Annotated in this window: 31 protein-coding genes and 1 tRNA gene; 16 read left to right on the top strand and 16 right to left on the bottom strand. The window is 62.2% G+C overall.

Annotated features, from left to right (window positions below):
* Nucleotides 1-40 precede the first annotated feature (40 nt).
* From dnaG to V6B15_RS06570, 4 genes are read right to left on the bottom strand one after another with little or no spacing between them, the layout of a single operon-like run.
* A complete protein-coding gene (dnaG, locus tag V6B15_RS06585; RefSeq protein ID WP_334200506.1) occupies nt 41-1897 on the bottom strand; it encodes a DNA primase in 1857 nt (618 codons plus the stop codon).
* 36 nt (nt 1898-1933) lie between these two features.
* Nucleotides 1934-2635, bottom strand: a complete 702-nt coding sequence (locus V6B15_RS06580) for a hypothetical protein (RefSeq protein WP_334200505.1) — start codon at nt 2633-2635, stop codon at nt 1934-1936.
* A 4-nt stretch (nt 2636-2639) separates the two neighbouring features.
* On the bottom strand, nt 2640-3383 hold the full coding sequence (locus V6B15_RS06575) for a hypothetical protein (RefSeq protein ID WP_334200504.1): 744 nt from the start codon (nt 3381-3383) through the stop codon (nt 2640-2642).
* Complete coding sequence (locus V6B15_RS06570; RefSeq protein WP_334200503.1) at nt 3380-3901, bottom strand: GatB/YqeY domain-containing protein; 522 nt, start codon at nt 3899-3901, stop codon at nt 3380-3382. Before V6B15_RS06570 ends, V6B15_RS06575 begins: the two co-directional genes overlap by 4 nt.
* A 149-nt stretch (nt 3902-4050) precedes the next feature.
* Here V6B15_RS06570 and carA point away from each other — a divergent pair, with 149 nt between their 5' ends.
* From carA to greA, 4 genes are all read left to right on the top strand, one after another.
* Nucleotides 4051-5226, top strand: a complete 1176-nt coding sequence (gene carA / locus V6B15_RS06565; protein WP_334200502.1) for a glutamine-hydrolyzing carbamoyl-phosphate synthase small subunit — start codon at nt 4051-4053, stop codon at nt 5224-5226.
* Complete coding sequence (locus V6B15_RS06560; protein WP_219148766.1) at nt 5226-5873, top strand: hypothetical protein; 648 nt, start codon at nt 5226-5228, stop codon at nt 5871-5873. The genes carA and V6B15_RS06560 overlap by 1 nt, the downstream gene beginning before the upstream one ends.
* A complete protein-coding gene (gene carB / locus V6B15_RS06555; protein ID WP_334200501.1) occupies nt 5874-9197 on the top strand; it encodes a carbamoyl-phosphate synthase large subunit in 3324 nt (1107 codons plus the stop codon).
* Nucleotides 9198-9309: 112 nt separating this feature from the next.
* On the top strand, nt 9310-9777 hold the full coding sequence (gene greA, locus V6B15_RS06550; RefSeq protein WP_253515871.1) for a transcription elongation factor GreA: 468 nt from the start codon (nt 9310-9312) through the stop codon (nt 9775-9777).
* A gap of 27 nt (nt 9778-9804) precedes the next feature.
* Here greA and V6B15_RS06545 read toward each other — a convergent pair whose 3' ends face one another.
* From V6B15_RS06545 to V6B15_RS06520, 6 genes are all read right to left on the bottom strand, one after another.
* Nucleotides 9805-10293, bottom strand: a complete 489-nt coding sequence (locus V6B15_RS06545; RefSeq protein WP_334200500.1) for a GNAT family N-acetyltransferase — start codon at nt 10291-10293, stop codon at nt 9805-9807.
* 7 nt (nt 10294-10300) lie between these two features.
* Complete coding sequence (locus tag V6B15_RS06540; protein ID WP_253515866.1) at nt 10301-10531, bottom strand: DUF4170 domain-containing protein; 231 nt, start codon at nt 10529-10531, stop codon at nt 10301-10303.
* Between the two features lie 110 nt (nt 10532-10641).
* Entirely contained in the window at nt 10642-11172 is a 531-nt protein-coding gene (locus tag V6B15_RS06535) for a hypothetical protein (protein ID WP_253515863.1), read from the bottom strand.
* A gap of 48 nt (nt 11173-11220) precedes the next feature.
* Nucleotides 11221-11544 (bottom strand): hypothetical protein, encoded by a 324-nt coding sequence (locus V6B15_RS06530; RefSeq protein WP_334200499.1) that lies wholly within the window; start codon nt 11542-11544, stop codon nt 11221-11223.
* The gene (locus V6B15_RS06525; protein WP_334200498.1) at nt 11541-11975 is read right to left on the bottom strand and encodes a phage holin family protein; all 435 of its coding nucleotides are present in this window, start codon (nt 11973-11975) and stop codon (nt 11541-11543) included. The genes V6B15_RS06530 and V6B15_RS06525 overlap by 4 nt, the downstream gene beginning before the upstream one ends.
* A gap of 22 nt (nt 11976-11997) precedes the next feature.
* A complete protein-coding gene (locus V6B15_RS06520) occupies nt 11998-12645 on the bottom strand; it encodes a hypothetical protein (RefSeq protein ID WP_334200497.1) in 648 nt (215 codons plus the stop codon).
* A 160-nt stretch (nt 12646-12805) separates the two neighbouring features.
* Between V6B15_RS06520 and eno the strand changes: the two genes are divergently transcribed.
* A complete protein-coding gene (gene eno, locus V6B15_RS06515; RefSeq protein WP_334200496.1) occupies nt 12806-14095 on the top strand; it encodes a phosphopyruvate hydratase in 1290 nt (429 codons plus the stop codon).
* Nucleotides 14096-14153: 58 nt separating this feature from the next.
* On the opposite strand, the gene V6B15_RS06510 is transcribed toward eno, so the two are convergent.
* Nucleotides 14154-14399 (bottom strand): hypothetical protein, encoded by a 246-nt coding sequence (locus tag V6B15_RS06510; protein ID WP_253515836.1) that lies wholly within the window; start codon nt 14397-14399, stop codon nt 14154-14156.
* 78 nt (nt 14400-14477) lie between these two features.
* Here V6B15_RS06510 and V6B15_RS06505 point away from each other — a divergent pair, with 78 nt between their 5' ends.
* Nucleotides 14478-15527 (top strand): phosphotransferase family protein, encoded by a 1050-nt coding sequence (locus tag V6B15_RS06505; protein ID WP_334200495.1) that lies wholly within the window; start codon nt 14478-14480, stop codon nt 15525-15527.
* The gene (locus tag V6B15_RS06500; protein WP_334200494.1) at nt 15527-16615 is read left to right on the top strand and encodes a hypothetical protein; all 1089 of its coding nucleotides are present in this window, start codon (nt 15527-15529) and stop codon (nt 16613-16615) included. The genes V6B15_RS06505 and V6B15_RS06500 overlap by 1 nt, the downstream gene beginning before the upstream one ends.
* Here V6B15_RS06500 and ribH read toward each other — a convergent pair.
* A complete protein-coding gene (gene ribH, locus V6B15_RS06495; RefSeq protein ID WP_320180289.1) occupies nt 16612-17034 on the bottom strand; it encodes a 6,7-dimethyl-8-ribityllumazine synthase in 423 nt (140 codons plus the stop codon). The two genes, V6B15_RS06500 and ribH, sit on opposite strands and share 4 nt — an antisense overlap.
* Nucleotides 17035-17039: 5 nt before the next feature.
* Nucleotides 17040-18284: a 3,4-dihydroxy-2-butanone-4-phosphate synthase gene (gene ribB / locus V6B15_RS06490; protein WP_253515824.1), complete on the bottom strand. Its 1245-nt coding sequence runs from the start codon at nt 18282-18284 to the stop codon at nt 17040-17042.
* Between the two features lie 323 nt (nt 18285-18607).
* Between ribB and V6B15_RS06485 the strand changes: the two genes are divergently transcribed.
* From V6B15_RS06485 to V6B15_RS06470, 4 genes are all read left to right on the top strand, one after another.
* Nucleotides 18608-20014 carry a tyrosine-type recombinase/integrase gene (locus V6B15_RS06485; protein ID WP_334200493.1) on the top strand — a complete coding sequence of 469 codons (1407 nt, stop codon included), beginning with the start codon at nt 18608-18610 and terminating at the stop codon, nt 20012-20014.
* Complete coding sequence (locus V6B15_RS06480; RefSeq protein WP_334200492.1) at nt 20011-20385, top strand: hypothetical protein; 375 nt, start codon at nt 20011-20013, stop codon at nt 20383-20385. The genes V6B15_RS06485 and V6B15_RS06480 overlap by 4 nt, the downstream gene beginning before the upstream one ends.
* Nucleotides 20386-20476: 91 nt before the next feature.
* Nucleotides 20477-20659, top strand: a complete 183-nt coding sequence (locus V6B15_RS06475) for a helix-turn-helix transcriptional regulator (protein WP_334200491.1) — start codon at nt 20477-20479, stop codon at nt 20657-20659.
* 59 nt (nt 20660-20718) lie between these two features.
* The gene (locus V6B15_RS06470; RefSeq protein ID WP_334200490.1) at nt 20719-22224 is read left to right on the top strand and encodes a DUF3987 domain-containing protein; all 1506 of its coding nucleotides are present in this window, start codon (nt 20719-20721) and stop codon (nt 22222-22224) included.
* Between the two features lie 264 nt (nt 22225-22488).
* Here the strand turns inward: V6B15_RS06470 and V6B15_RS06465 are convergent, their stop codons facing one another.
* Nucleotides 22489-23145 (bottom strand): DUF3800 domain-containing protein, encoded by a 657-nt coding sequence (locus tag V6B15_RS06465; protein WP_334200489.1) that lies wholly within the window; start codon nt 23143-23145, stop codon nt 22489-22491.
* Nucleotides 23146-23300: 155 nt separating this feature from the next.
* Here V6B15_RS06465 and V6B15_RS06460 point away from each other — a divergent pair, with 155 nt between their 5' ends.
* From V6B15_RS06460 to V6B15_RS06440, 5 genes are all read left to right on the top strand, one after another.
* Entirely contained in the window at nt 23301-24065 is a 765-nt protein-coding gene (locus V6B15_RS06460) for a hypothetical protein (protein WP_334200488.1), read from the top strand.
* Nucleotides 24062-24304 (top strand): hypothetical protein, encoded by a 243-nt coding sequence (locus tag V6B15_RS06455; protein WP_334200487.1) that lies wholly within the window; start codon nt 24062-24064, stop codon nt 24302-24304. The genes V6B15_RS06460 and V6B15_RS06455 overlap by 4 nt, the downstream gene beginning before the upstream one ends.
* Nucleotides 24301-24729, top strand: coding sequence for a hypothetical protein (locus V6B15_RS06450; protein WP_334200486.1), 429 nt, complete (start codon nt 24301-24303; stop codon nt 24727-24729). Before V6B15_RS06455 ends, V6B15_RS06450 begins: the two co-directional genes overlap by 4 nt.
* The gene (locus V6B15_RS06445; RefSeq protein ID WP_334200485.1) at nt 24726-25052 is read left to right on the top strand and encodes a hypothetical protein; all 327 of its coding nucleotides are present in this window, start codon (nt 24726-24728) and stop codon (nt 25050-25052) included. The genes V6B15_RS06450 and V6B15_RS06445 overlap by 4 nt, the downstream gene beginning before the upstream one ends.
* Before the next feature lie 66 nt (nt 25053-25118).
* A complete protein-coding gene (locus tag V6B15_RS06440; protein ID WP_334200484.1) occupies nt 25119-25544 on the top strand; it encodes a hypothetical protein in 426 nt (141 codons plus the stop codon).
* Nucleotides 25545-25816: 272 nt separating this feature from the next.
* On the opposite strand, the gene V6B15_RS06435 is transcribed toward V6B15_RS06440, so the two are convergent.
* Together V6B15_RS06435 and V6B15_RS06430 are read right to left on the bottom strand one after the other, a co-directional pair.
* Nucleotides 25817-25892: transfer RNA gene (locus V6B15_RS06435), tRNA-Lys, on the bottom strand.
* Between the two features lie 98 nt (nt 25893-25990).
* The gene (locus tag V6B15_RS06430) at nt 25991-26311 is read right to left on the bottom strand and encodes a hypothetical protein (protein WP_334200483.1); all 321 of its coding nucleotides are present in this window, start codon (nt 26309-26311) and stop codon (nt 25991-25993) included.
* Between the last annotated feature and the right edge of the window lie 60 nt (nt 26312-26371).

Below are 26371 nucleotides of genomic sequence, written 5' to 3'. Positions count from 1 at the left end.
TCCAGTCTAAAACTTCCAGCGGGCCGCGTTCCCGCCAAGATCATGTGTCCGATTCGCCGTCTGCTGCAGCTTTCCTACGTCCAAAACGCTTCAAATGCTCGTTCAGGGCCAGCAATCGCTCGCGCAATCGGCCCTGTTCGGCGATGGAGCCTTCCGGATCGCGTTCAAAGCGCGCTGTAGCCTCCGCCAGGGCGGATTCCAGCGCTGGTCTTTCGACCAGGAGCGACACGGCCTCGGCCAGATCCTCGCGCGCATCACCCGGGTCGATGCCTTCATCGAGGAAGGCGAATAAGGTTTTTGCCGGTGGGGCGGGAAGGCCTCGCTCGAGCGATATGGTCGATTGCGCGGACAAATCAAGCGTCTCGGCAGCTTCAAGCAGCGAATCGAGTGCCGGACCGACATTTTGGTCACGCCGCGCGAGGTCGGAAAGCGCGTCTTCGTGGCGCAGGATCTGGTCGGGAAACTTGACCAGTCCCGCGATCACCGCGCGGGTCAGCGAATCGCGCGCACCGCCCGCCATCGCCCGCGTCAGGCTGTCGCGGGCTTCGGGGGACAAGCTGGGCGCGGGGGGCTTGAAGCCGCCCTTCTGCCATTCGCCGCGTGGGCGGAATTCGCGCGGCGGGCGCGGGGGGAACGCATAGGCGGAGAACCGCTCGAGCAGTTCGCGTTTGTACAGCGCGCGAATATCGGGGTGCTGGATGCTGTCGACATGGTCGAGCAGCCGCGCTTTGAGCCCGGCCTTGTCCTCGGGCGAATTGAGCGGGGAAGCGGCCTTCTCGAAGTCCCACAGCGTGTCGAGCAGGCTGGCAGGTTCGGCAAGCAATTGCTCGATTGCGCCGACGCCCTGGTCGCGGATGACATCGTCGGGGTCCATCCCCGTGGGCAGGCGCACGATCGCCAGCGAATGCGCAGGGCGCAGCATCGGCAGGGCGCGCGAAATGGCGCGCATCGCCGCGCGCTGGCCGGCCTTGTCGCCATCGAAGCACAGGATCGGCCGTTCGACCTGGCGCCAGAGCAGCTCGATCTGGTTTTCGGTCAGCGCGGTCCCCAGCGGGGCGACCGCTTCGCGGATGCCCGCATTGGCAAGCGCGATGGCATCCATATAGCCTTCGACCACGATCATCCGCCCGCTCTGCCGCGCGGCAGGGGCGGCGCGGTGGAGATTGTAAAGCGTGCGGCCCTTGTCGAACAGCGGCGTATCGGGGCTGTTGAGATATTTGGGCGCGTTGGGATTGGCTTCGCTGTCGAGGATCCGGCCGCCAAAGGCGATCACCCGCCCGCGCGTATCGTGGATCGGCAGCATCAACCGGCTGCGGAAGCGGTCGTAGGGTTCCTTGTCCTCGACCGTGATCCGCATGCCCGCCTCGATCAGCATGGGCTCCTCGAACCGGTCCAGCGCGCGCTTGAGCGCCTGCCGGTCCTCGGGGGCATAGCCGAAGCCGAATTCGCGCACCGTCGCTTCGGAAAACCCGCGCCGCCCGAGATAGCTGCGCGCCTGCACCCCGTCTGCGCCGCGCAGATTGCCCTCGAACCAGTCCTGCGCCGCAGCGGTCACATCGTGGAGGCTGGCGCGTTGTTCGGCGCGGCGGGCGGCCTGCGGATCGGGGGCGGGGACTTCCATCCCGGCTTCCGCGGCCAATTCCTTCACCGCATCCATGAACGGCAGGCCGCGCTGATCAGTGAGCCAGCGGATCGCATCGCCATGCGCCTCGCAGCCGAAGCAATGGTAGAAGCCCTTCTCGTCATTGACGTAGAAGCTCGGCGTCTTCTCGTTATGGAACGGGCAACAGGCCTTGAATTCGCGCCCCGCCTTGGTCAGCCGCAGGGTACGACCGATCACCGCGGACAGCGTGGTCCGCATGCGCAATTCGTCTAACCATTGGGGTGACAGGGCCATAAGGTCGCAGACCTTATCGCCGGGATGCGGCGACCGCTAGCGCGCGGCGGAACCCTCCACAGGCTTATCCTCCGGCGGGAACGGGCCAGTGGTTGCAACCTGCTGACCGTCGAGTTCGAACAGATAGGCTTCCGCCGGACCCTGCGGCGCAGTGTTGGACTGCCACCACAGCGTGACCGTGCCGCCCGGCTGCCAGCCCGAACCGCGCACCACGCGCCAGATCAGGCTGCCATTGTCATTGGTGATCGAAATTGCATCGGGATCGCCCAGTACGGCTTCGGCCTCCGCGGTCGAATAGCCGACGGCCTGGTTGAACCCGGTTGCGGCGCGGAGGGTGCGGAACAGCGTGGGCGGGGTTTCGCGCAGGTCGGAGGCGTCGGCGACAGGATCTTCGGCGGCGTCTTCGGCGTCAACCAGAGTGATCGCGTGGACGTAAGTGTACACAGTGCCCGCAGGCATTTCGCCGGGTTCGCACACAAGCGTGCCCGCGGGGCAGGCGACATAGCTCACCAATGTGCCGATCTGGCGATTGCCCGCGCTGAGCACGGTTTCCACCTCGGATCCCTGCGGTCCGACGATCTTTGCGCCTAGTGTCGACAGATCGAGATCCGCGCCGACCAGCGTGCGCGGGGCGGCGATGGTCGGCGTGGGGGAGGGCGCGGGCGCAGGCTCGCTGTTCCCGCACCCGGCCAAAGCCAGGCACCCTATGACGGTCGCGATTCCTGCGGCGCGGATCATGCGATTACCCTTCCGCGCCCGCTACGGCGGGTGCGTTGCAGGCGTTGGCTGCGCCGGGCGCATCGGCGGGGTAGGGGCCGCTGCCCGTCGCCTGCGCATAATTGGCGTCGATCGCATAGGCGGCGGCCGGACCCGCAGGTGCGACGGTCGATTGCCACCAGAAAGTCAGCGGTTCGGCCTGCTCCCACTGGTCGCCGCCGTCGCCCGCACTGACGGTCCAGACCAGCGCGCCATCGTCGCAGGTGATGACGACATCGGCCTTGGCCCCGATCGCGGCCATCGCCTCGTCTTTCGAATAACCGGCCGCGCCGGTGAACCCGGTCGCCGGGCGGGTCATGCGAAACGCGGTCGCGCGTTCGACATCGGACGAATCATTGCCTTCGCCGCTGCCGGTCCCTGCCTCATTATCCTCGCCCGGATAGACGACATGGACATAGGTATAGATCGTGCCTTCGGGCGCGGTCGCGGGATCGCATTCGGTCATGTCCGCAGGACAGGCGACGAAGCTGCGTAGGTCGGCGAAATTGCCTTCGACGTTCGACAGCGCGCTGGTCACTTCGGGACCCTGCGGTCCGACGATCTTTGCACCAAGATCGAGATCGAGGAATTCGCCTGCCTCGATATTGCGCGCGAGCGCCGCGGCCGCGCCATCGCTCTCCGCGTTTTCCAGATCGGTCGGCGGTTCATCGGCGGACCCGCAGGCGGCGAGCGCCAGCGAAAGGGGGAGGGCGAATACGATCTTGTTCATGATAGGGCTTCCTTCACCAGTCCGCTGGCCTTGCTCATCTCCAGAGTAGCGCCGTGGCGGCCTTTGAGTTCCCCCATCACGCGGCCCATGTCCTTCATGCCATCGGCACCAAGGTCGGTCTTGATCTGCGCGATCGCGGCGCGGGTTTCGTCCTCGCTCATCTGCTGCGGCAGGAATTCCTCGATCACCGCCAGCTCGGCCTTTTCCTTGTCGGCAAGCTCCTGGCGGCCGCCATCCTCGTACATCTCGATCGATTCGCGGCGCTGCTTGGCCATCTTGAGCAGAACTTCTGTGATCATGCTATCGTCGGACTCAGGCGGTGTGTAGGCGCTGGCAGGAATGGGATTATGGTCCTGATCGTAGTCGACGGCGCGACCTTCGGCCTTCGCCTTAAGACCACGCTCTTCAATGTCGCGGTCCTTGATCTTCGCGCCGATCAGGCGGAGCGCGGCGGTGCGGTCCTTGTCCTTTGCCTTCATCGAGGTAACGGTTTCGGACTGGATTTTCTCGCGGAGCATGACGCCTCTTTGCACTAAGCTGTGGATGGCTCATACGTCCTGTAGAACAAGCTGCCACAAAGCCAAGCGTTGCGCTTGACGGAAAGGCTGCGCGTCTCTAGCCGCTGAGGCTTAGCAACATCGCTGGAAAACTTTTACCCGGAGCGCCCATGGCCCTGTCCGCATCTTCGCACGCGCAACCCTCAGGCGCGACGGGAGTCCTCGTGCTCGGTGACGGCACCGTCATCTGGGGCAAGGGCTTCGGTGCCACCGGCAGCGCGGTGGGCGAAGTCTGCTTCAACACCGCGATGACCGGCTATCAGGAGGTGATGACCGATCCGTCCTACGACAGCCAGATCGTCACCTTCACCTTCCCGCATATCGGCAATGTCGGCGCGAACGAGGAAGACCACGAAAGCCGCGGCCTCGGCGCGGTCGGCTGCGTGGTGCGGCAGGAAGTGACCCCGCATTCGAACTTCCGTGCGCAGAATGAATTCGTCGAATGGATGAAGGATCACGGCAAGATCGGCCTGTCGGGTGTCGACACCCGCGCGCTGACCCGCCGCATCCGCATGGCGGGCGCGCCCAATGCGGTGATCGCGCACAGCCCGCGCGGCGAATTCGACCTTCCGGCACTGAAGGCGCAGGCCGCCGAATGGAGCGGGCTCGAAGGGCTCGACCTCGTCCCCGGCGTGACCCGCGATGCCAATGAAGACTGGACCGGCGGCCACTGGCAGCTCGGCTTCGGCTATGGCGAAGCCAAGGCCACCAAGCCGCATGTCGTGGCGATCGATTACGGTGCGAAGGACAACATCTTCCGCAATCTCGTGCAGGCAGGGGCCAAGGTGACCGTGGTGCCCGCGCGCACTACGCTCGACGAAGTACTCGCGCTGCAGCCCGATGGCGTGTTCCTGTCGAACGGCCCGGGCGACCCGGCGGCGACGGGCGAATATGCGGTGCCGGTAATCAGGGGCCTGCTCGAACGCGACGTCCCGTTGTTCGGCATCTGCCTCGGCCACCAGATGCTCGGCCTCGCAGCAGGCGCGAAGACCGCCAAGATGTTCCAGGGCCACCGCGGCGCCAATCACCCTGTCCAGCGGGTGGGCGAGGGCTGGGGCGAGAGCACCGGCCTCGTCGAGATCACCAGCATGAACCACGGCTTCGCGGTCGACGGCGAGACCCTGCCCGAAGGCGTGGAGCAAACCCACGTCTCGCTGTTCGACGGCACCAATTGCGGGATCGCGATCACGGGTAAGCGGGCGTTCGGGGTGCAATACCACCCCGAGGCGAGCCCCGGCCCGCAGGATAGTTTCTACCTGTTCGAGAAATTCGTGGGGATGCTCTGATGGCAAACTTTATTTCTCAAAAGGCGTTGGAAGACGCTCTGCTATTTGAACTTTTTGAACATGCGCAGGATAGTGATGATCCTATCAATGCTGACGGTTTGCGCGAAAGACTCCCCGTCAAATCGTCAGCAGTTCGCGTCGAAATGGCTTTGCTTGAATTAGATAATCAGTCTCTCCTTCATAACGAAACGAGCGACTACGAACTCAACGGATATAGCATCGTTAGAAAAGGTTATATCAAAGTAGAGCAGCAGCTTGCCGAACCTAGCAGTTACCTATCGAGATATGCGCTGAACAAAGGGGAGACCTTATCCCTTTCGACCTTGAATTACATCCCGGCTTCAGACCGGATTGTCACTAGGGCCGACAATCTCCCTCAAATTGAAGAGATCGAGGATCGGTTGGCTGCGCTTGAGGCAGAAATTCAGAAAAGCAATTCGGTTGAAGAGCTTCTGAATGAGCCCAAAGGCGCGATGCTGGCAGAAATAGACGCTGGCGAGGCGATGTTAAAGGGGGAGTCATTCCGCCTTAGCAAGTTGATTACCTTGATCGTGCCGCTGCTCAAAAAGCTCGCGGACAAGTTCTCCTCTGGCGCGATCGGAAAGCTAGCAAGCGATCTCATCGAAGCTCTTCTAAAGTTGATCTAAATGCCCAAACGTACTGACATCTCCTCGATCCTCGTCATTGGCGCAGGTCCCATCATCATCGGCCAGGCCTGCGAGTTCGACTATTCGGGCACGCAGGCGATTAAGGCGCTGAAGGAGGAGGGCTACCGGGTCATCCTGGTCAACTCCAACCCGGCCACGATCATGACCGATCCGGAAATGGCCGACGCGACCTATGTCGAGCCGATCACGCCCGAGATCGTCGCCAAGATCATCGCCAAGGAACGCCCCGACGCGGTGCTGCCGACGATGGGCGGGCAGACCGCGCTCAATTGCGCGCTGGCGCTGTTCAACGATGGCACTTTCGAGAAATACGGCGTGCAGATGATCGGCGCCGATGCCGATGCGATCGACAAGGCCGAGAACCGCCAGCGTTTCCGCGAGGCGATGGACAAGATCGGGCTCGAAAGCGCGCGCAGCGGCGTCGCGAATACGGTGGACGAGGCGCTTGCGGTGCTCGAACGCACCGGCCTGCCGTCGATCATCCGCCCCAGCTTCACGCTGGGCGGTACCGGCGGCGGGATCGCCTATAACAAGCCCGAGTTCGAACGGATCGTGCGCGAAGGCCTCGAAGCCTCGCCCACCACCGAAGTCCTGATCGAGGAATCGCTCCTCGGGTGGAAGGAATTCGAGATGGAGGTGGTGCGCGACCGCAAGGACAATTGCATCATCATCTGTTCGATCGAGAATGTCGATCCGATGGGCGTGCATACCGGCGACAGCATCACCGTGGCGCCTGCGCTGACGCTGACCGACAAGGAATACCAGATCATGCGCACCGCAAGCATCAACGTGCTGCGCGAGATCGGGGTCGAAACCGGCGGCTCGAACGTCCAGTTCGCGGTCAATCCGGAAGACGGCCGCCTGATCGTGATCGAGATGAACCCGCGCGTGTCGCGGTCCTCCGCACTGGCATCGAAGGCGACCGGCTTCCCGATCGCGCGCGTCGCCGCCAAGCTGGCGGTGGGCTATACGCTCGACGAGATCCAGAACGAGATCACCGGCGCGACGCCCGCCAGTTTCGAACCGACGATCGACTATGTCGTGACCAAGATCCCGCGCTTCGCGTTCGAGAAGTTCAAGGGCGCCAAGAACGAGCTGTCGACCGCGATGAAATCGGTCGGCGAGGTCATGGCGATCGGTCGCTGCTTTGCCGAATCGATGCAGAAGGCGCTGCGCGGTCTCGAAACCGATCTCGACGGGTTCAACCGGGTGACCGAGCTGGAAGGCGTGTCGCGCGACAAGATCGTCGCCTCGCTCAGCCAGCGGACCCCCGAGCGCATCCTCAAGATCGCGCAGGCCTTCCGCGAGGGGCTGAGCGTCGAGGATATCCAGCCGATCACCGGGTACGACCCGTGGTTCCTGCGCCAGATCGAAGCGATCATCTACGAAGAGAACATGATCGCGCATAACGGCCTGCCCAATACCGAGACCGAGATGCGCCGCCTCAAGGCGATGGGCTTTTCGGACAAGCGGCTTGCCACGCTGGCGGTGCGTTCTGTCGGCGTCGCGGGCGGGCTGGGCGAAACGCAGGCCAAGCGGTCGGGCCTGCTGCACGATGCACTGCGCGCCATGGCCGGCGCGACGAGCGAGCAGGAAGTGCGCAATCTGCGCCGCAAGCTCGGCGTCTATCCGGTGTACAAGCGGATCGACAGCTGCGCCGCCGAATTCGAGGCGATCACGCCCTATATGTATTCGACCTACGAGGCCCCCAGCTTTGGCGAGCCCGAGGACGAGGCGGACCCGTCCGATCGCAGGAAGATCGTGATTCTGGGCGGCGGACCCAACCGCATCGGGCAGGGTATCGAGTTCGACTATTGCTGCGTCCACGCCTGTTTCGCGCTGGCCGAGGCCGGATTCGAAACGATCATGGTCAATTGCAATCCGGAAACCGTTTCGACCGATTACGACACCTCGGACCGGCTCTATTTCGAGCCGCTGACCGAGGAAGACGTGCTCGAGATCATGCGCGTCGAGATGTCGAAGGGCGAAGTGGTCGGCGTCATCGTGCAGTTCGGCGGGCAGACCCCGCTCAAGCTGGCCGCCGCGCTCGAACGCGAAGGCATCCCGATCCTCGGCACCAGCCCCGATGCGATCGACCTGGCCGAAGACCGCGAACGCTTTGCCAAGCTGATCAACAAGCTCAAGCTCAAGCAGCCGCTGAACGGCATCGCCAAGAGCCGCGACGAGGCCGCCGCAGTGGCGGCGCGGATCGGCTATCCGGTGCTGCTGCGCCCGAGCTACGTGCTGGGCGGGCGCGCGATGGAAATCGTCGACAGCGAAGCGCAGCTCGACGACTACATCGCCACCGCGGTCAATGTCAGCGGCGACAGCCCGGTCCTGGTCGACCAATATCTGCGCGATGCGGTGGAATGCGATGTCGATGTCGTTTCCGACGGCACCGAAGTGCGGATCGCGGGCGTGATGCAGCATATCGAGGAGGCCGGCGTCCATTCGGGCGACAGCGCCTGTACGCTGCCGCCCTACAGCCTGCCGCAGGACATCATCGCCGAGATGGAACGCCAGGCAACCGAACTGGCCGTGGCGCTGGAAGTGCGCGGACTGATGAACGTGCAGTTCGCGGTCAAGGATGGCGAGGTCTATCTGATCGAGGTCAATCCGCGCGCCAGCCGCACGGTGCCCTTCGTCGCCAAGGCGATCGGCCGGCCCATCGCCAAGGTCGCCGCGCGCGTCATGGCGGGCGAGCCGCTGAGCGCGTTCGAACCCTTCGACCTCAATCCCAACCACATGGCGGTGAAGGAAGCGGTGTTCCCCTTCGCGCGCTTCCCCGGTGCCGACCCGGCGCTGTCGCCCGAGATGAAATCGACCGGCGAGGTGATGGGGATCGATCGCGGGTTTGCCGCGGCCTTCCTCAAGTCGCAGCTGGGCGCGGGCATGACCCCGCCACAGTCGGGCACGCTGTTCGTGTCGGTCAAGGATACCGACAAGCCGCTGATCCTGCCGGCCGTGAAAACACTGCTCGACAAGGGCTTCCGCGTAATCGCCACCGGCGGCACGCAGCAGTATCTGGCGCAGCAGGGTCTCGCGGTCGAACCGGTCAACAAGGTGGCCGAAGGGCGCCCGCATATCGTCGATGCGATCATCGACGGCGCGGTGCAGCTGATCTTCAACACCACCGAGGGCTGGCAGTCGCTGCTCGACAGCAAATCGATCCGCGAAGCGGCGCTGGAAAAGAAGCTGCCCTACTACACCACGGCCGCCGCTTCGCTGGCCGTTGCGCAAGCAATCGCAGAGGTTTCGCCGGACCAGCTTGAAGTACGTTCGTTGCAAGACTATTATAGCTGACGAAAAACACGCTCCCCCTCCCGACATTCGAACCGCTTGTGTTCCGCAATCCGGCGGACCGGGTTCGAATTGTCCCCGGGGGGGCAGCCGGAACAGGAAGGACAAGAGCCCTATGGAAAAAGTGCCGATGCTGGCCGAGGGCTACGAACAGCTCACGGCGGAACTCAAGGTCCTGCGTGCCGAGCGTCCCCTGATCGTCGATGCGATCGAGGAAGCACGTGCGCATGGCGACCTGTCGGAGAATGCCGAATATCACGCGGCCAAGGAACGCCAGGGCCATGTTGAAACGCAGATCGCCGACCTTGAGGACAAGATTACCCGCGCGCAGATCATCGATCCCACCACGCTGTCGGGCGACAAGGTGATCTTCGGGGCAACGGTCACGCTGCTCGACGAGAATGACAAGCCGGTGCGTTACCAGATCGTGGGCCAGACCGAAGCCGATGCCGCGAAGGGCCGGATCAGTTACAATTCGCCGATCGGGCGCGCGCTGATCGGCAAGCAGCTTGACGAAGAGGTCGAAGTGACCGTTCCCTCGGGCGACAAGTTCTACCTGATCAACAAGATCGAATTCATCTGATCGTCGGGGTCCCGCGTATGCGGGGCCTCACGACAGGGGTTTCTCCATTCCCCAATTGTGGATCGGGACGTCCCGATCCCCGTGCGGAATGGTGAATTCGCGCTTGTGCGTCGCGGTGAAGCCGGCCCGCTGGAAAGCGGGGCGGGCAAGATCGCTGGCTTCGGCGTAGAGGCGCTCCATTCCGTGTTTGCGCGCATAGGTCGCCGCTGTTGCCAGCAGCTGCGTGGCCAGGCCGCGCCGTGTATGCTCGGGATGGTTGTAGAGATGGTCGATATGCCCGTCCTGCTCGAGAAGGACATAGGCGACCGGCCGGTCATCGACATCGGCCGCGACAAAGATCACATCGCCAGCGGCAACCCGCTCCCGGTACCGCCGGGCACCGGGGTGGCGTGCGGCCCACGCAGCAACCTGCGCGGGCGAATAGGCATGCGGCCCGATATCGGTGATCGCCAAGGCGAGGATTTCGGCCAGCACCTCGGCATCATCGTCGCGATACGGCCTGATGACATAGGCCATCGCGAAATTAGGCGCTCGGATCGAGCAACTTGTGCAGGTGGACGATCACATACTTCATCTCGGCATCGTCCACAGTACGCTGCGCGTTGGAGCGCCAGGCATCTACCGCAGCTTCGTTGCTGCTGAACACACCGGCGACGTGGATGCTTTCGGGATCGGCAAAGGTCACGCTGCGCGGATCGGTCACCCGGCCGCCCATCACGAGGTAGAGCGTCTGCTTGCTCTCGGTTTCTTCCATGGAATCGTCTTTCTCGAAGGGGAGGGGAGAGGAATGGCTGCGGCACATAGCGAAAGCGGCGCGACAGGCAAGCCCGTCGCGCCGCTACGGCATCCTTGCGATGCTTGTGCCTAGTGCTTGATGCCGGTCCGCAGCGCGCGATAGGCGCGGCTGCTCTTGCGTCCGGCCTTGCGGCTTGAGCTACGCAGCGCATCACCGGCCACGTCGAGCTTGTAGGCCGCATCGCGGCGAAGCCCGCGTGCGGTAGTGGCAGCGCTGTCGCCCAGATCCTCGAGCCGGTCTCCGGCGAACTGCGCGCCGTCGGCCATGCTGTCGATCATTCGCGCGCCATAGGCGAGCGCGGCATCGGCGGCGATTGCTGCAATGGTACCGCCGCGACGACCAAGCCGGCGGCCCGGCCGCGTCATCGCGCCGATCGCGAGGCCCGCGACGAGTACACCGCCGATAACGGCGAAGGGGTGCTTCTTGGTGAATTCGACTGCGCTGTCGGCAGCGTCCTTGGCCTGGTCGGCCAGGCTACGCGCTTCGTTGCGCTTCTCACCCGCTTCGATCCGGTCGCGCAATTGCTCGCGCTTCTGCTCGTCGCTCAACTTGCTGTCGGCGCTGATCGGGGTGACGTTGTTCTCGGCTGCATCGGCCATGGTAAATCTCCGGAATTTGCGTTCGTAAAGTCAACGGATCGAGCAGGCCTAACGTTCCGATTCTCCGTGATATTCCTCGTGCTCGTCATTGGCTTCGCGATCGAAGCCGAGCACATCGAGGATCGGATTGCGTGCGAACCAGACGACAATGGCCGCGACCAGCGCGGCGAGCGCCCCGCGGTTGTCATCGGCGACATCGATAGCCTCTTCATAGAGATCGGCGGCGCCTTCGCGGACCCGGTCGAACGCACGCTCGCCCAGGCTCTTGTGCGAAAAATCGGATTTGAGATGCTCGATATCCGCCTCGACGAGCGCGCGGGCGGATTCGCGCAGATATTTGTCTTCGAGCATGCGTGTACGACGATCACTCATTCGCCATCCCCATCATCGAACGCGTCGCGGATATCGTCGAGCCGTCCCTTGAGAAAGCGCAACATGACAACTCCGGCGATGATCAGCGCCAGCGTGACAACCGCGGTTGCGGCCCATGGGCCGATGACGGGCGCCAGTGCGATCACTATTCCCACCGTCGCCGCAATCAGGGCAAGGTGGAACACGCCGAATGCGCCCAGGGCGAATGCAATGGCACCCTTGGTCCGATTGCCGATATAACCAGCGCGGCTTTTCTGAAACCGCAGTTCGGCCTCGGCATAGCTCTTGCCATCCTCGATCAGCGCGAGGACATCATCGGTCAGCGAAAATGGCTGAGCGTCCTCGCCCTCCGGTTCGGAAGCTTCGTGTTCGTCAGGCAAATCGAACGGGCCGGGATATTCGTCGGCCCGTTCGGTGTCATCGTCGCGCATGCAGTCCCCCGTAATCGGTCGCTTAGCGCGAACCGCGGAACAGGCGCGAAAGCATGAAGCCGACAATTGCGGCTATGCCGATTGCCTTGCCCGGGCTCTTGCGGACGAATTCGCGACCGTCTTCGACGAGGTCGTCGACGCTCTTTTCGTCGAGCTTGCTGGCATAGCCATCGAGCGATTTCGAAGCGGTGCGGGCATAATCGCCATATTTCGCGCCGAGCTTCTCGTCGACCTGATAGGCGTTTTCATCGACCAGCTTGCTGAGCGAGCGCAGGCCTTCGCCCGCCTTCACCTTGCCTTCGGTCGCCAGTTCGCGGCCCTTGACCTTGGCGTCTTCGCCATAGGTGCGGGCTTCGGCGACCCAGTCGTCACCCTTGCCCTTGGCCTGCTCGCGATAAGCGGTGGCGCGGTCCTTGCCTTCGGCTTTGAGCGCGGCGGCGCCGGCCTTGGCTTCTTCGAGCGCGGCATTGAAGCGCGACTTGGCTTCGGTGCGGTTATCGGTGGCAGTTCCCGGTGTTGCGGTATTGGTCATTGTTGTCTCCTTCGCGGCGCCTTGCTTCGCCGCGGGTTTGCGCGGCTTGGCGGCGGTGGCGGATTTCTTGGCTGCGGGTTTCTGGGTGGCAGGACTTTTGCGCTTCTTGGGTGCGCCGCCTGCGGTGGTTTCTGCCATGATGCTGGTCCTTGCCCTCACTTGGTTGTCGTCCGGCGTTTCCGCCTTCAATGTTGCAACGCAACTTGCACACCAATGTTCCGGCGAATAGAGCGCTGCTGACTCCCCATCTGGGGGTGTTTTATCCGATTACAACACCTTTTCCCGGAGCGCCAGCACCATGACCGCGATCATCGATATCCACGCCCGCGAAATTCTCGATTCGCGGGGTAATCCCACGGTCGAGGTCGATGTTTTGCTCGACGATGGCAGCTTTGGCCGCGCCGCGGTTCCCAGCGGCGCCTCGACCGGAGCGCATGAAGCCGTCGAACTCCGCGATGGCGACAAAGCCCGCTATCTCGGCAAGGGTGTGATCAACGCAGTGAACGCGGTAAATACCGAAATCCGCGACATGCTGGTCGGCGCGTTCGATGCCGAGGACCAGCGCGATATCGACCTCTCGATGATCGCGCTCGACGGTACGCCGAACAAGGGCCGCATCGGCGCGAATGCGATCCTCGGCACCAGCATGGCGGTGGCCAAGGCAGCGGCAAGTGCGCGCGGCCTGCCGCTCTATAGTTATATCGGCGGCGTTTCGGCGCATGTCCTGCCGGTGCCGATGATGAACATCATCAATGGCGGCGAACATGCCGACAACCCGATCGATATCCAGGAATTCATGGTCATGCCGATCGGCGCCGACAGTCTGGCCGAAGCGGTCCGGTGGGGCGCGGAGGTCTTCCACACGCTCAAGAAGAAGTTGCATGAAAAGGGTCTTGCCACCGCGGTCGGCGACGAAGGCGGCTTCGCCCCCGATCTCGCCAGCACGCGCGATGCGCTCGATTTCATCATGGCCTCGGTCGAGCAGGCCGGGTTCAAGCCGGGCGAGGACATCGCGCTCGCACTCGATTGCGCTTCGACCGAATTTTTCAAGGACGGCAAATACGAGATCTCGGGCGAGAAGCTCTCGCTCTCGGGTGACGAGATGGCCGAATATCTCGACAAGCTGTGCCGCGACTATCCGATCCGTTCGATCGAAGACGGCATGGCCGAAGACGATTTCGCCGGTTGGAAAGCGCTCACCGACCGTATCGGCAACGGCGTCCAGCTGGTGGGCGACGACCTGTTCGTCACCAATCCCGAACGGCTGCGCGACGGGATCGAGCAAGGTCTGGCCAATTCGCTGCTGGTGAAGGTCAACCAGATCGGCACTTTGTCCGAAACGCTCGATGCGGTGAGTATTGCAAACCGCGCGGGCTACACCGCGGTCATGTCGCATCGTTCGGGCGAAACCGAGGATGCGACGATTGCCGATCTCGCGGTCGCCACCAATTGCGGGCAGATCAAGACCGGCAGCCTCGCGCGTTCGGACCGGCTTGCGAAATACAACCAGCTGATCCGGATCGAGGAAGAGCTGGGTGACAGCGCGATCTATGCCGGGCGTGAGTGCTTCGGCGGCATCGGAGCTTAGTAATCCCGGCCTAGGCGATCTCGGTCGACCGCGATCGCTGCCGGTGCGGGCGAGTGGTCTAGGTCCGGTTCTTCGGGTGGAACCAATACTGCCATACGCCCCAGGCGTTGATCAGCAGGAGGATGCCGTTCATCGCGGCGAGCGGGATCGCGTCCTCGGTCAGCCCGATGTAAATCCAGAGCGCGGAAACCACGCAGAACAGTACGAACCCCCAGGCGGTGGCGCGGCGTCCCATGTCGAAGGCGATCATCGATGCTGCGAGGACGGTGCCAATCGAAGTGATCCATTCGAGGGCACCGTTCATGATTGTCTGTCCTGCATGATTGTCAGGACGCATAAGGGCAGCTAGCGTTCCGCAAAATTGCTCTTTGTGGGGGGGGCTATGGGAAAATTTCCGGCGCATCCGGACGAGGTCAGCGCTGCGTGGCTTGGCGCGCAGCTGAACGCGCGTGTCGATTCCGTCCGCTGGGAGCCGATCGGCACCGGGCAGGTGGGCGACAGCGTGCGTTTCTTCCTGACGGGTGAGGACGTACCGCCAACGCTTGCAGGGAAGTTCCCGGCAGAGGATGCCAGCAGCCGGGGCACCGCCGCGCTGTTCGGGCTTTACCGCAAGGAAGTCGAATTCTACCGCCACGCCGCGCCGCTGCTCGATGTGCGGGTGCCGCAGGTCTATTTCACCGAGGTCGACGAGACGGGCGGCGCCTTTATCCTGCTGTGCGAGGACATGGGCCCCGCGCGCCAAGGCGATCAGATCGCGGGGTGCGGGATCGAGGATGCGCGCGCCGCCATCCGGCAGGCGGCCGCGATCCATGCGCCCAGCTGGGGTCGCCGCGAACTGCTCGATGCCGAATGGATCGCGCCGCTCGCTGACCTGCGCCAGCAGCTCGGAGTGATGTATCCACAGGCGCAGGCAGTCTTCCGTGAGCGCTACGGCGAAATGCTAGAGCCCGAATTCATGGCGATCTGCGAGCAATTGCGCGAAGCGAGCGCGGTGTGGTTCGAGCGCGACGAGCCCCCGCAATGCCTCGTCCACGGCGATTTTCGGCTCGACAACATGCTGTTCGATGTCCGTGACGGAAGCGAGCCGATCGCCGTTCTCGACTGGCAGACGGTAGCCGTGGGCAGGCCGATGACCGATGTCGGGTATTTCATCGGCTGCGGCATCGGTGCGGCATTGTGGCGGGATCACGAACGCGAATTGCTCGATCTGTGGCGCGCGGAGATGCGCGTCCGCGGTATCGATCTGACCCATGAGGAAATCGAGCGCGACTACCGGCTCGGCATCCTCCATGGCGTATCCACCGCGGTGTTCAGCGCGGCCTTTGTCGAACGCACCGAGCGCGGCGACGCGAATTTCCTGTCGATGGCGCGCGGGGCCTGTTCGCTGGCCCTCGAGCGCGATAGTATCCAGATATTGAAGGAGGCGACCTAGTGGTTCTGAGCCGCGGAGACGACTATCCGATCCACCAGACGCCGGAACCGGTGGCCTTCGCCGGCACCGACCGCAATTTCTACGACCGCTATTTCTTCAACGGCTACGCGCCCGACGGGAGCGGCTTTTTCGCCGTCGCGCTGGGCATCTATCCGCATCTCGACATTATCGATGCGCATTTCAACGTCGTGCGCGACGGGGTGCAGCACTGCGTCCACGCCAGCGCCGAACTGGGGATGGAGCGCATGGCGATGGCCGCCGGGCCGATCTCGGTCGAGATCATCGAGGCGCTCAACATCCTGCGTATCCGCCTCGAACCGTTCGAAGGCATGGCCGCAGACATCACTTTCACCGGTCGTGCCTTCCCGATCGAGGAGCCGCGTTTCACGCACCGGATCGGACCGCGCGCCTTCATGGACTATACCCGGCTGACGCAGAACGGCGGGTACGAGGGCTGGATCGAGGTCGATGGCGACAAGCAGGACCTGGCCGGGACCATGGGGACGCGCGACCGCAGCTGGGGCGTGCGCCCGATTGGCGCGCGCGATACGCAGCCGATGCCGGGGGCGCCGCTGCCGGGCTTCTTTTGGCAATGGACCCCGATCAACTTCCCCGGCGGCAGCCTGTTCTTCCACGTCAACAACGACGCGCAGGGCAATGCCTGGAACACGCGCGCCGCATGGGCGGGCGAGGGGGCCTCTGCCGATGAGATCATCGAGGGGCATGGCAGCATGCGCACCCGGCTCGAACAGGGCACCCGCTGGCCGTCGGGCGGCACGCTCTCGCTTGCGCTACGCGGCGCCCCCGAACAGGTGACCTTCGAGCCGCTCGGACGCTTCCAGATGCGCGGGCTGGGCTATACCGATCCGAATTGGGGCCACGGTCTCCACCACGGCCCGCTTGAAGTCGTGCGCGAGGACATCGAACTCGACGATATCGACCCGCTGGCGCCCGAGAATCTCCACGTCCAGGTACCCGTACGTGTGTCGGGCAACGACGGGTCCGAAGGCATCGGCGTGTTCGAACAGCTGGTAATCGGGCCGTTCGCGCCGCTCGGGCTCAAGGAGTTCCTCGACGCGGCCGATTAGCCGGCGAACCGGCCCTGCAGATCGAGCAGCGCCATCGCCGCCTTGGCCGCTTCGCCGCCCTTGTCGTTCTGGGCCGGGTCGGCGCGGACCAGTGCCTGCGCCTCGTTCTCGACCGTCAGTATGCCGTTGCCGATGGCCATCCCGTCCATCGTCAGCGCCATGATCCCGCGCGCGCTTTCACCGGCGACGATTTCGAAGTGATAGGTCTCGCCGCGGATCACCACGCCGATGCCGACATAGCCGTCGTAGCGGCCGCTTTCGGAGGCGAGGGCGATCGCGCCGGGCACTTCGAGCGCGCCGGGGACGGTGAGCACTTCCACTTCATGCCCGGCAGCTTCGAGCGCGGCGCGCGCGCCTGCTACCAGCATGTCATTGAGGTGGTCGTAGAAACGGGCTTCGACGATCAGGAAACGGGCCATGCGGGTCACTCCGGAATGGGTTTGTGGTCGACGATATTGAGGCCGTAGCCTTCGATCGCCACGACATTGGGCTGCGAATTGCTGAGCAGGATCATGTCCTCGATGCCGAGATCGGCAAGGATTTGCGAGCCGATACCGACATTGCGCTGCGCGTCGCTTTCGCTGTAGCCGCGGTTCGACGCCGGACGCCCGGTGATGAGCACGATCACGCCCGCGCCATGTTCGCCCACCGCCTGCATCGCGCGCTGCAGCGTGCGCTTGCGCGGACCGGGCTTGCCGAGCACATCGTCGAAGATCGAAATCGGGTGAACGCGGGCAAGGGTGGGCTGGTCCTCGACCACATGGCCCTTCTGCAGGACGTAGCTTTCGCTGCCGTCGACAGTGTTGCGGTAGGTCAGCAGACGCCAGTCGCCGCCATAGTCGGAATCGAAACTGTCCTCGGCGACGCGCTCGACCAGATGGTCGTGACGCATCCGGTATTCGATCAGGTCCCGGATCGTGCCGATCTTCATGTCGTGGCGGCGTGCAAAGCCGATCAAATCGTCGAGCCGCGCCATGGTGCCGTCCTCGTTCATGATCTCGCAGATCACGCCCGAGGGATTGAGGCCTGCAAGGCGCGAGATATCGACCGCCGCTTCGGTATGGCCGGCGCGGACCAGCACGCCGCCATCGCGCGCCGCCAGCGGGAAGACATGGCCCGGGGTGACGATATCGTCGGGCCCGCGGGTCGAATCGATGGCGACCGAAACGGTGCGCGCGCGGTCGGCGGCGCTGATACCAGTGGTGACGCCGTCCTTGGCCTCGATCGAGGTGGTGAAGGCGGTCTGCATGCTCTCGCGATTGTCGCGGCTCATCGGTTCGAGGCCGAGCGCTTCGACGCGCTTGCGGTCGAGCGACAGGCAGATGAGGCCGCGGCCATGCGTCGCCATGAAATTGATCGCGCTGGGTGTCGCCATCTGCGCGGGAATGATCAGATCGCCTTCGTTCTCGCGGTCTTCGTCGTCGACAAGGATGTACATCCGGCCGTTGCGCGCCTCGTCGATGATCTCCTCGGCGCCGACGATGACCGGGGTCTCGTCATTGGCCTCGAGGAAGGCTTCGAGCTTGGCGAGCGTATCGGCCGTAGGGTTCCAGCTATCCTCGCCGCACTCGCGCAGCGTATTGGCATGAAGCCCGGCAGCGCGGGCAAGGCCGGCGCGGGTCATGAGACCCTGCGAAACGAGCGTGCGAACTTTTTCGATCGTGTTCATACCGGACGGGTATCACAGCATAATGTGATTGCCAATCCCGCGCATCACATTCGATGTGATGCGCACGCAATTGAGCACGCACGCGCCAGGGCCGACGAGCAGATTGGGAGGAAAATGGTGGACGCACTAGGGCTCGAACCTAGGACCCGCTGATTAAGAGTTAAAAATTGAGGTCTAACATTGCACCACATGTTAGAATGTCCCGAACTCTAGAAACGCTTGTATTCCTGCGCTTTGTGCCGCATGTGAGGCAAAGTTATTCACATGGGGTAACAGTGGCAATCGCGCCTATCTCGTTACCCTAGCGTTACCCCGGAGGGATGATGGCTAGAGATTTAACGGCAACGGCGGTCCGCAATGCCAAAGCGCTACCTGCGAAAACCGATCCGAACGGTCCACTTGTACGCACCGAAATCCCCGATGGGAAATCGCGCGGCTTGTTCCTGGTGGTGCAACCGTCCGGCGCAAAATCATGGGCACTGCGGTTTCGCTTCGACGGCAAGCCAAAAAAACTCACAATCGGTCCCGTGCTGGACGTTCGCGAGCATCCGGTCGACGATCTACCGCTAGGCGAGCCGCACACGCTGGCAGAGGCACGTATCGCAGCGGACAGGGCGCGCAACAGGGCGGCAACCGGCGACGATCCTACAGCGCGGGCTGTGCGCGCCGATCGGCTCACACTGCGGCAAGCGGTGGACCGATTCATTGCCGAGTATGCCAAGCCGAACAATCGATCATGGGCCGAAACCGAGCGGCAGTTGGAACGGCACCTGTTGTCCGATCTAGGGGACCGTCCGATTGCCGAGTTGCGAGATGATGAAATCCGCGCGCCGGTCGACAAGCTGACGGCGGACGGCAAGCCGAGCATGGCGAATGCCTTGCACCGCACCCTGTCCAAATTCTGGAAGTGGTGCGCGTCGAAAGAGCGCAAGATCGTCGCGGCCAATCCATACGCCGGATTTGAAATGCCTAATAGGGTGAAGTCTCGCGACCGAGTCCTGTTATGGGATGAACTCGCGACGATCTGGACCGAGGCGGCGGGCATCGGCGCACCGTTTGGACCGATCGTGCGCGTCCTGATACTCACGGGGCAGCGGCGCGAGGAAGTCGCTGGAATGCGCGAGGCGGAAATCGATCGGCGGCAAGGGGTGTGGACCGTGCCAGCGGACAGGGCAAAGAATGGCGAGCCTAATCCCGTCCCGCTCACAGCGCCGGTGTTGTCTGAAATCGATGCGTTACCGCGCGTCGGCAAAGACGGTCTGATTTTCACCACTACGGGCACGACTCCGTTTTCCGGTTTCGGGAAGGCTAAGGCGCGGCTCGACTCAAAGGTCGAAGTTGCGGAGCCGTGGCGCTTGCATGATCTACGGCGGACATTTGCAACGGGGCTGGAATCGCTAGGCGTCCCGCAGGAAGTAACCGAGGCGCTTCTAAATCACACCAGCGGCAAAAAGGCGGGCGTTGCGGGCATCTACTCGCGGCACAAATACCGAGAGGAACGCGGCCATGCGCTCACCGCGTGGGCGCGGTTCGTGCTTGACGTGGTGGCCCATGACTCGGCGCGCGATACGTTCATGCGGCTTGATGACACGAGGCGGGTTAAAGAGGCGATCCACGGCAGTGACGAAGGCTGGAAGCCGTGCGCTGCGGCGTTGCAGGGAGGCGCGGACGCGTGGGCAGAATATCTTGCCGAGTTGGACCGGCCTGCGGATGAACGGGAGGCGTCATGATGGCGGACGCATATGATAAGAAATTCGCCGATGCAGTCCGGCGCGCAGCGCAAGGCCATCCTACACCGCTGGCCGAACTGCTGCGATCGGACGTGCAAATGGGCACAGGCGAACGAGACTTGCTCGCATTGCTCATCGAAGGCGAACTCGCAAGACCGGCAGGCCGCCCAGCGGTCGGTCCAGGCGCGCCACATATTGCGGCGGCAATTCTCCTGTACCGTAACCGGAAGGAAACGTTTGGCGAAGAAGCGGCGGCGGCAGAGGTCGCCAATTCAATGGGCCGCTCGAAATCGACAATTCGGGAGTGGGATAAGATGACCCGCGAACGGGAGGCCGAAATTCGCAAACACAGTGCATTTCCAGAAAAATAGGTCCTTTTTCTGGAGCGTGATTATTTTGAGGTCCGCCCGATCATGTGATTAATGACGTGCCACCACGTTAGAACTTGAAAGGTGGCAAGCAATGGACCCGATGCTCTCTAGCGCACAAGTGCGCGAAGTCTGCGGCAACGTAAGCGACATGACGCTTTGGCGCTGGCTCAAAGACTCCGAATTTCCGCAGCCCGTATATCAGAACCGCCGCCGATACTGGCGAGCAGGTGAAGTGCGGGCGTGGTGGGAAAGCCGCTCAATGGCGGACGCCTGATCGCACAAAAATGACCCGCTCGCGGGGATCGTGCGCGAGCGGGCCGGGGAATTACTGACATGAATGTAAATAATGGAAACGGCGCGGTGCCGCAAGTGCCGCCGCCTTGGCCAGTCAAACGTGCCGAGGATGAGCGCCCAGTCGACTTATGGGGACAATTCGAACCGACCCCGCTGCAGCGCGGCTTATTGCCGAAGGTCCTGGATGACTATGTCTGGCCAACTGCCGATCGTATGGGAGCGGACCCTGCCGGATTGGCGATGGCCGGACTCGTAGCTTTTGCTGCGGCGATCCCGGACGCGGTGCGTTTGCAGGTCAAAGAACACGATCCAGCTTGGTTGGAATGCGCGCGAATATGGGTGGCGCTTGTAGGTCCGCCGTCCACTAAGAAAAGCCCGATACTGTCCAGTGCGCTTCGCCCGATCAACGCAATCGATCAGCAGCTATTTGAAGGCTGGCAGGCTAGATACTCCGCGTGGAAGGCACTTCCTGCGGATGAAAGGAAATTGACGCCGGAACCGCTGCAAGAGCGGCTGCGATTGTCCGATACGACCGTGGAAGCGGCCCAAGAGATTTATCGCGGAACTGCAAACGGGTTGGCTATCACGTCTGATGAGTTGTCCGGTTGGTTTGGCGCGCTCGACAAGTACGGCGGCAGCAAGGGCGCATCGGCGGATCGTGCCTTTTGGCTGCAGTCTTTTAATGGCGGTCCTTATGCGATCAATCGGGTAGGGCGGGGGAGTTTCCTGCTGCCTAACCTGTCAGCCTCGATCATCGGGGGTATTCAGCCTGATGCAATCAGGCGGATTGCTGGCGATAGCGTTGATGATGGCCTGTTACAGCGGTTCTTTCCTGTAGTGCTGCGCACAGCAGGTCTGGGGGAAGACATCCCAATCCCTGCCGAGGCTGGGGTCTATGAGTGGGCTGTGAGGCTGGCGCACCAGATTGCCGCTCCGGTTCCATTACGGTTTTCACCCGAAGCGCAGGTAATCTTTAGGGAAGTCCAAGCGCGCCACCATCGGTTCGGATCGTTTGAGATGATCAATAAGAAGCTGGCAGCGCATATTGGCAAACTCGACGGCCTTTTCGCCCGCTTGTGCATCGTATGGCATGTCGCAGAGAAGCCGTGCACCTTGTCGGTCGATCCGATCATATCGGCAGACACGGCAGAGCGAGTAGCAAGGTTCATCGCTACTTTTTTGCTACCGCATGCATTCGCCTTTTATTCCGGCGTATTGGGCATGTCGGACGATCAAGAGCATTTGGAAGCGGTTGCTGGCTACATCCTGGCCCACAAGCTGCAAGAGATCGATCATCGGACCATACAGCGAAGCGTTCGATCATGCCGCAAGATGGATAGGTTCAACACGCGTCCGCTTTTTGAAACGCTGGCAGCGATGAACTGGCTTTATGCGGTGGACGACCCGGACAAGCGAAACGGTGAGCCGCGATGGTTCGTCAATCCAAATGTATACGCGCTCTTTGCCGAGCGTGCCGAACGGGAGGAAGCCCGACGGTTGCAGGCGCGCGCTACAATCTTGGAGATATCAGGACAGGCTGGATAGCTATGTCGACAATGTCGCTTGCGCGCGTGAGACGTAAAAGATCATCGTTCTTTTCTATTATTTATAGCGACGCTGCGGTCCTTAGATTTTTTCACCGCGACGCGCGCGCAAGCGACATTGTCGACGTGATGCGCCCGTGTGCGAGATGCGATTCACATTGACATGATGATGCATTTTGCATACCTGATACGTGCGGTTGGCACCTAGCGATAAGGGCCCCTGGGCACTTCGAAAGATAGCTAGGAGTGCGGCCGCATTTTCATTTCAATAGTAGTGCGTCGCGCCGCGACCGAATAGGTTGTATTGGTACGTGATGCGATCTTTGATCAACTCGAATGATCGATCGTCCCCACGTTCAAATTTACGCTGAATCGCCCAAGTGCAATAGTCAGCGACCTGCAAGCATGGATCGTGCGAGCAAGGGCAAAAAGCCGTTTTGAATTGACGGCTTTTGATGGTCTGCCGACAAACGTCGCGCACCGAATCTTCGAAAGCCGTTCGAATCTTTTTCGTTCCGATGGTTGCAGCCGTGATCTGAATTTCGTCTTCCGGTTGCAGGTGGCGACCTATGGCGTATCGCAGATGATAAAGCCAAGCGTATTGATAGAAGCGTTGGTCGCTCGTGCGTAACTGCGGCTGTGCTTTCGACTTCTCTAAGATGGTCGCTTGAACGGTGAAGTCGCGCTCTAGTATCGTAGCGAAAACACGGTCGCGCGTCTCTTGTCTTTCGTTTGTGCAATGGAAATAATCCCGGACGGGCGATCCATTCCAGATAAGTTCACGGCGCAATTCCAACAGGTCAGCCGCCACTTGGCAGTCTTCCATAGCGACCGTGCAAACTATGTAATACTGGCTCGCACCCTCATGTCGCTTAAACGCGAAATCCCCAGCTTCATCGGCAAAAACGTAGAGCCTTCTCATACAGCCTTTTCATCGGGGGCGAGCGTCCCCGTCAATCGAAGTTGTCGCGATTTCACCGACGAAACGAATTGACGTTAGGCATAGTGAGGCAGTGAGGCAATTTACGCCTTCAGCCGCAACCGTCAAAATCTCGGCTCGACCACTAGGAGCCGATCATGTTCGAATTTCTACTCAACCCGTCCCCTCGCGCACTTGCGATCCACATGGCACGCGGCGAAACTCGCCACGTCCTGTCAATCGAAACCGACTTGGCTGCGAATGAGCGTATCGGCACTGCCGTCACGGCATTGCAAGCCAGTCTCGCCAACGTCGGTGAAGGCCTGCAAAAGCGCGGTCCGCTACTCTCGCCAGCGGGCCTATCCGATGCAGCGGGCGTGGCGATCGATACGACCGTGCGGCCCGCATATCGCGACGTGGTGGCCAGTACGCTCGCCGCTCAACGTGCTCTTGAAGCCGAGTGGTCCGACATCATGACACCGCGCTTTCCTGATTCAGTCGCGCCAGCTGCCCGCGTCGAACAACGCGAGCATGTGCGTTCGCGAAAGCTGCCCGACGCACTAGCAGCCGCTCAAGGCGATCTACTAGGCCTTGGCGCGGCAATCGTCGAAGGCGGGCAAGGTTTGAGCGGCCTGCCGACTGACATTTTCGAACGGCTGCAAAAGGACGTTGCGGTCGAGGGGCTGGCACAGCGCATCGTTCGCGATGCCGCACTGCGGACTGAACCGACATTGGAGAATCCGTTAGGTGGCGCGCCTGATCTTGAAACGGCACGTGCGAACGCAGCTGGGCGGCTCGACCGCTTGGACAATGAGCGTGCGCTGATCGGTCGCGTTCCGGCGTTGCTGTCCAGCGTCATCAGTGCGGTTGCCTTAATGACCGATGCGACACGGCAAAAGGCACTGGAAAGGCTCGCCGCATGACACGCCAAAACGGCCCACGCCTGCCGTCGCGCGTGCTGTTGCCCGATCAACCGCTGTTGCCTGCCTGGCACCTGCGGATGACGTTGCAGGCGTCGAAACAAGTGCTGTCGTTGTGGCGCGCTCGGCAGAAATTCCCGCCGTGCCACATGGAAGGCGCGCAATCGTACACGTCGACTCACGCCGTTGCCGATTGGTTGCGGGAGCGGGGGGTCGAAGTGCAAATGGTAACAGTGCGATGAGTACATCAAACGTCACACCCGCCGCATGGTCGCCAGAGCGCGACAACGTGGGCCGGTTCAAGCCGGGGCAGGGCGGTCGACCTCCCGGCGTGCGGAACAAGAAACCGTCCGGCGCACTTGCTGCGATTCAGTCGCTATCGGATGAGGCACTCGCGCAACTTGCGACACTTGTACGCGAAAAGAACTTCGCAGCGATCCGGCTTGTACTCGAATACACGCTGCCACGCGGTGGGCGTACTGTGGACCTGGATGGCACCGCTGATCCGAATGAGCTAATCGCAAGCGTAACCTCCGGCGAAATCTCACCAGACGAATTTGCACGCATCGCGCAAGGTTGGAAAACGGCTGCGGAGGCTGCGGACCTTGCCGATATCAAAGCGCAGATTGCGGAACTCGAAACGCTCGTATCGGCGATGAAGCGATGAGCAAGATTGGAATCTCGGCACGTATTGCGGCGATCATGGAAGCGGCGGAAAGTATCGATCCGATGGCCGTGCGCATTCATCGCCTGCCACCCGCGTTGCGCGCTCGTTACGAAGCGTGGCGCTCCGAATGCGCGCGTATCATGGATGAAGCGGGCGATCCGGCTGCGGCATACGAAGCGTATCTCGATAGCGGAACTTGGGGCACACCTGATCCGCCGCGTGACGTTGCTGCGGCGCTGAAATTGCAGGGCGCACCGTTCCTGTCAGTCGACATGACCGTGCGGGACGTAGCAGAGGTTTGGACCGCAATGGTGGACGCCTAATGCCGACCAAACGGCGCGCTCGAAAAACTCCCGGCCCAAGTGCTGGCGATCAATAGGGAAACTGACATGCCGGAAAGTCACATGCGCATGGTCGCTTTTGAAATCCACGAACCGCAATGCGTTCTCATCCTGGGCGGCGAGGCCGGTGCGCTACGTGTGCGATGGAGTCAGTACAGGGACGCGTGGTGTGGTGGCGCGAAGCAAATGATCAAAGCACGGCGCAAGGGATTCCTGCGCAGCGTCCATAGTGTGCAATTCGATCCGATCGAACGGCGCTGGCACGTGGGGCGCGATGAGATCGGGCGTGACATACTGATTATCGGGCCGCGCGTTGCGTTGCTGCATTCGGTGCGCGACGAGTCCGATCGATTCATGGACGATCAAATGGCGGACCTATTCGGCAATCGGGGCTGGATCGCGCGCGAAGCTGCGGACGCGGCGGCGCGACTGGCGGAACGAATGGGCTGTGAACTGGAACGCGTTGCACTGTAGGATTGTGACACACTGATTGAGTATCAGCGAGCCGCGCGCACGATCATCCAATGATTGCAACGCGATAGGCGGTGCCGATCGGCGCGAGGGTAACGCATGGGTAACGATCCGGTACGTCCGGCCCGTCAGACACCCCCCCGACCCCCAATCGAGCCGGACAATGAACGCCGTCCGAAAGTGAGATGGATAAAAACCTCCCGATCCTGTTACCCCGTACGTTACCCCAAGGGCAGGGCGGATCGATCAATTCGTCGCTAAGTACCTGAAGAATTTGGTGGACGCACTAGGGCTCGAACCTAGGACCCGCTGATTAAGAGTCAGCTGCTCTACCAACTGAGCTATGCGTCCACACTGCGGCGTACCGCGGCCTCGTGGAAGAGGCGTTCCCGACTCGGGAGGCGCCCATATAGCGGGCTTTCTCGCGATGAAAAGCCCCCATTGGCAAATTAGGCGTCGCGGCGCCGGCGCAGCCGATGCGATCCTGCCTCGCGAAGCTCTAGTGTAGCGCCAAATGGGTCGGCCAGGTCGTCACCTACCGTGATCAGGCGGCCGAATTCCAACGACCGAACAGCGGCGAATGCCTGATGCAGTGGCATGCCGGTAACTTGCGGAAGATCCCAGATCGTAATCTTGCTGCCGCGCCGATTGGCGCGAGCAACTTCGAGCAGTACTTTGTCGCAAGTCTCGAGATCCCTCCGCTGCACCCGCTGGCCCGGATCATACTTGGTTCGGTTACCGATCGGAAGTCGGCGGTCCATAGAGGTCATCGTCAACAGCGTCCCAACTGCGCCAGCGACTAACCCCCCGGTCCGCCAACAATCGTCATA

This window comes from Qipengyuania sp. Mu-71 (genome assembly GCF_036867055.1).
Classification (GTDB): Bacteria; Pseudomonadota; Alphaproteobacteria; order Sphingomonadales; family Sphingomonadaceae; genus Qipengyuania; species Qipengyuania profunda.
This window is presented reverse-complemented; position numbering and strand designations above follow the sequence as displayed.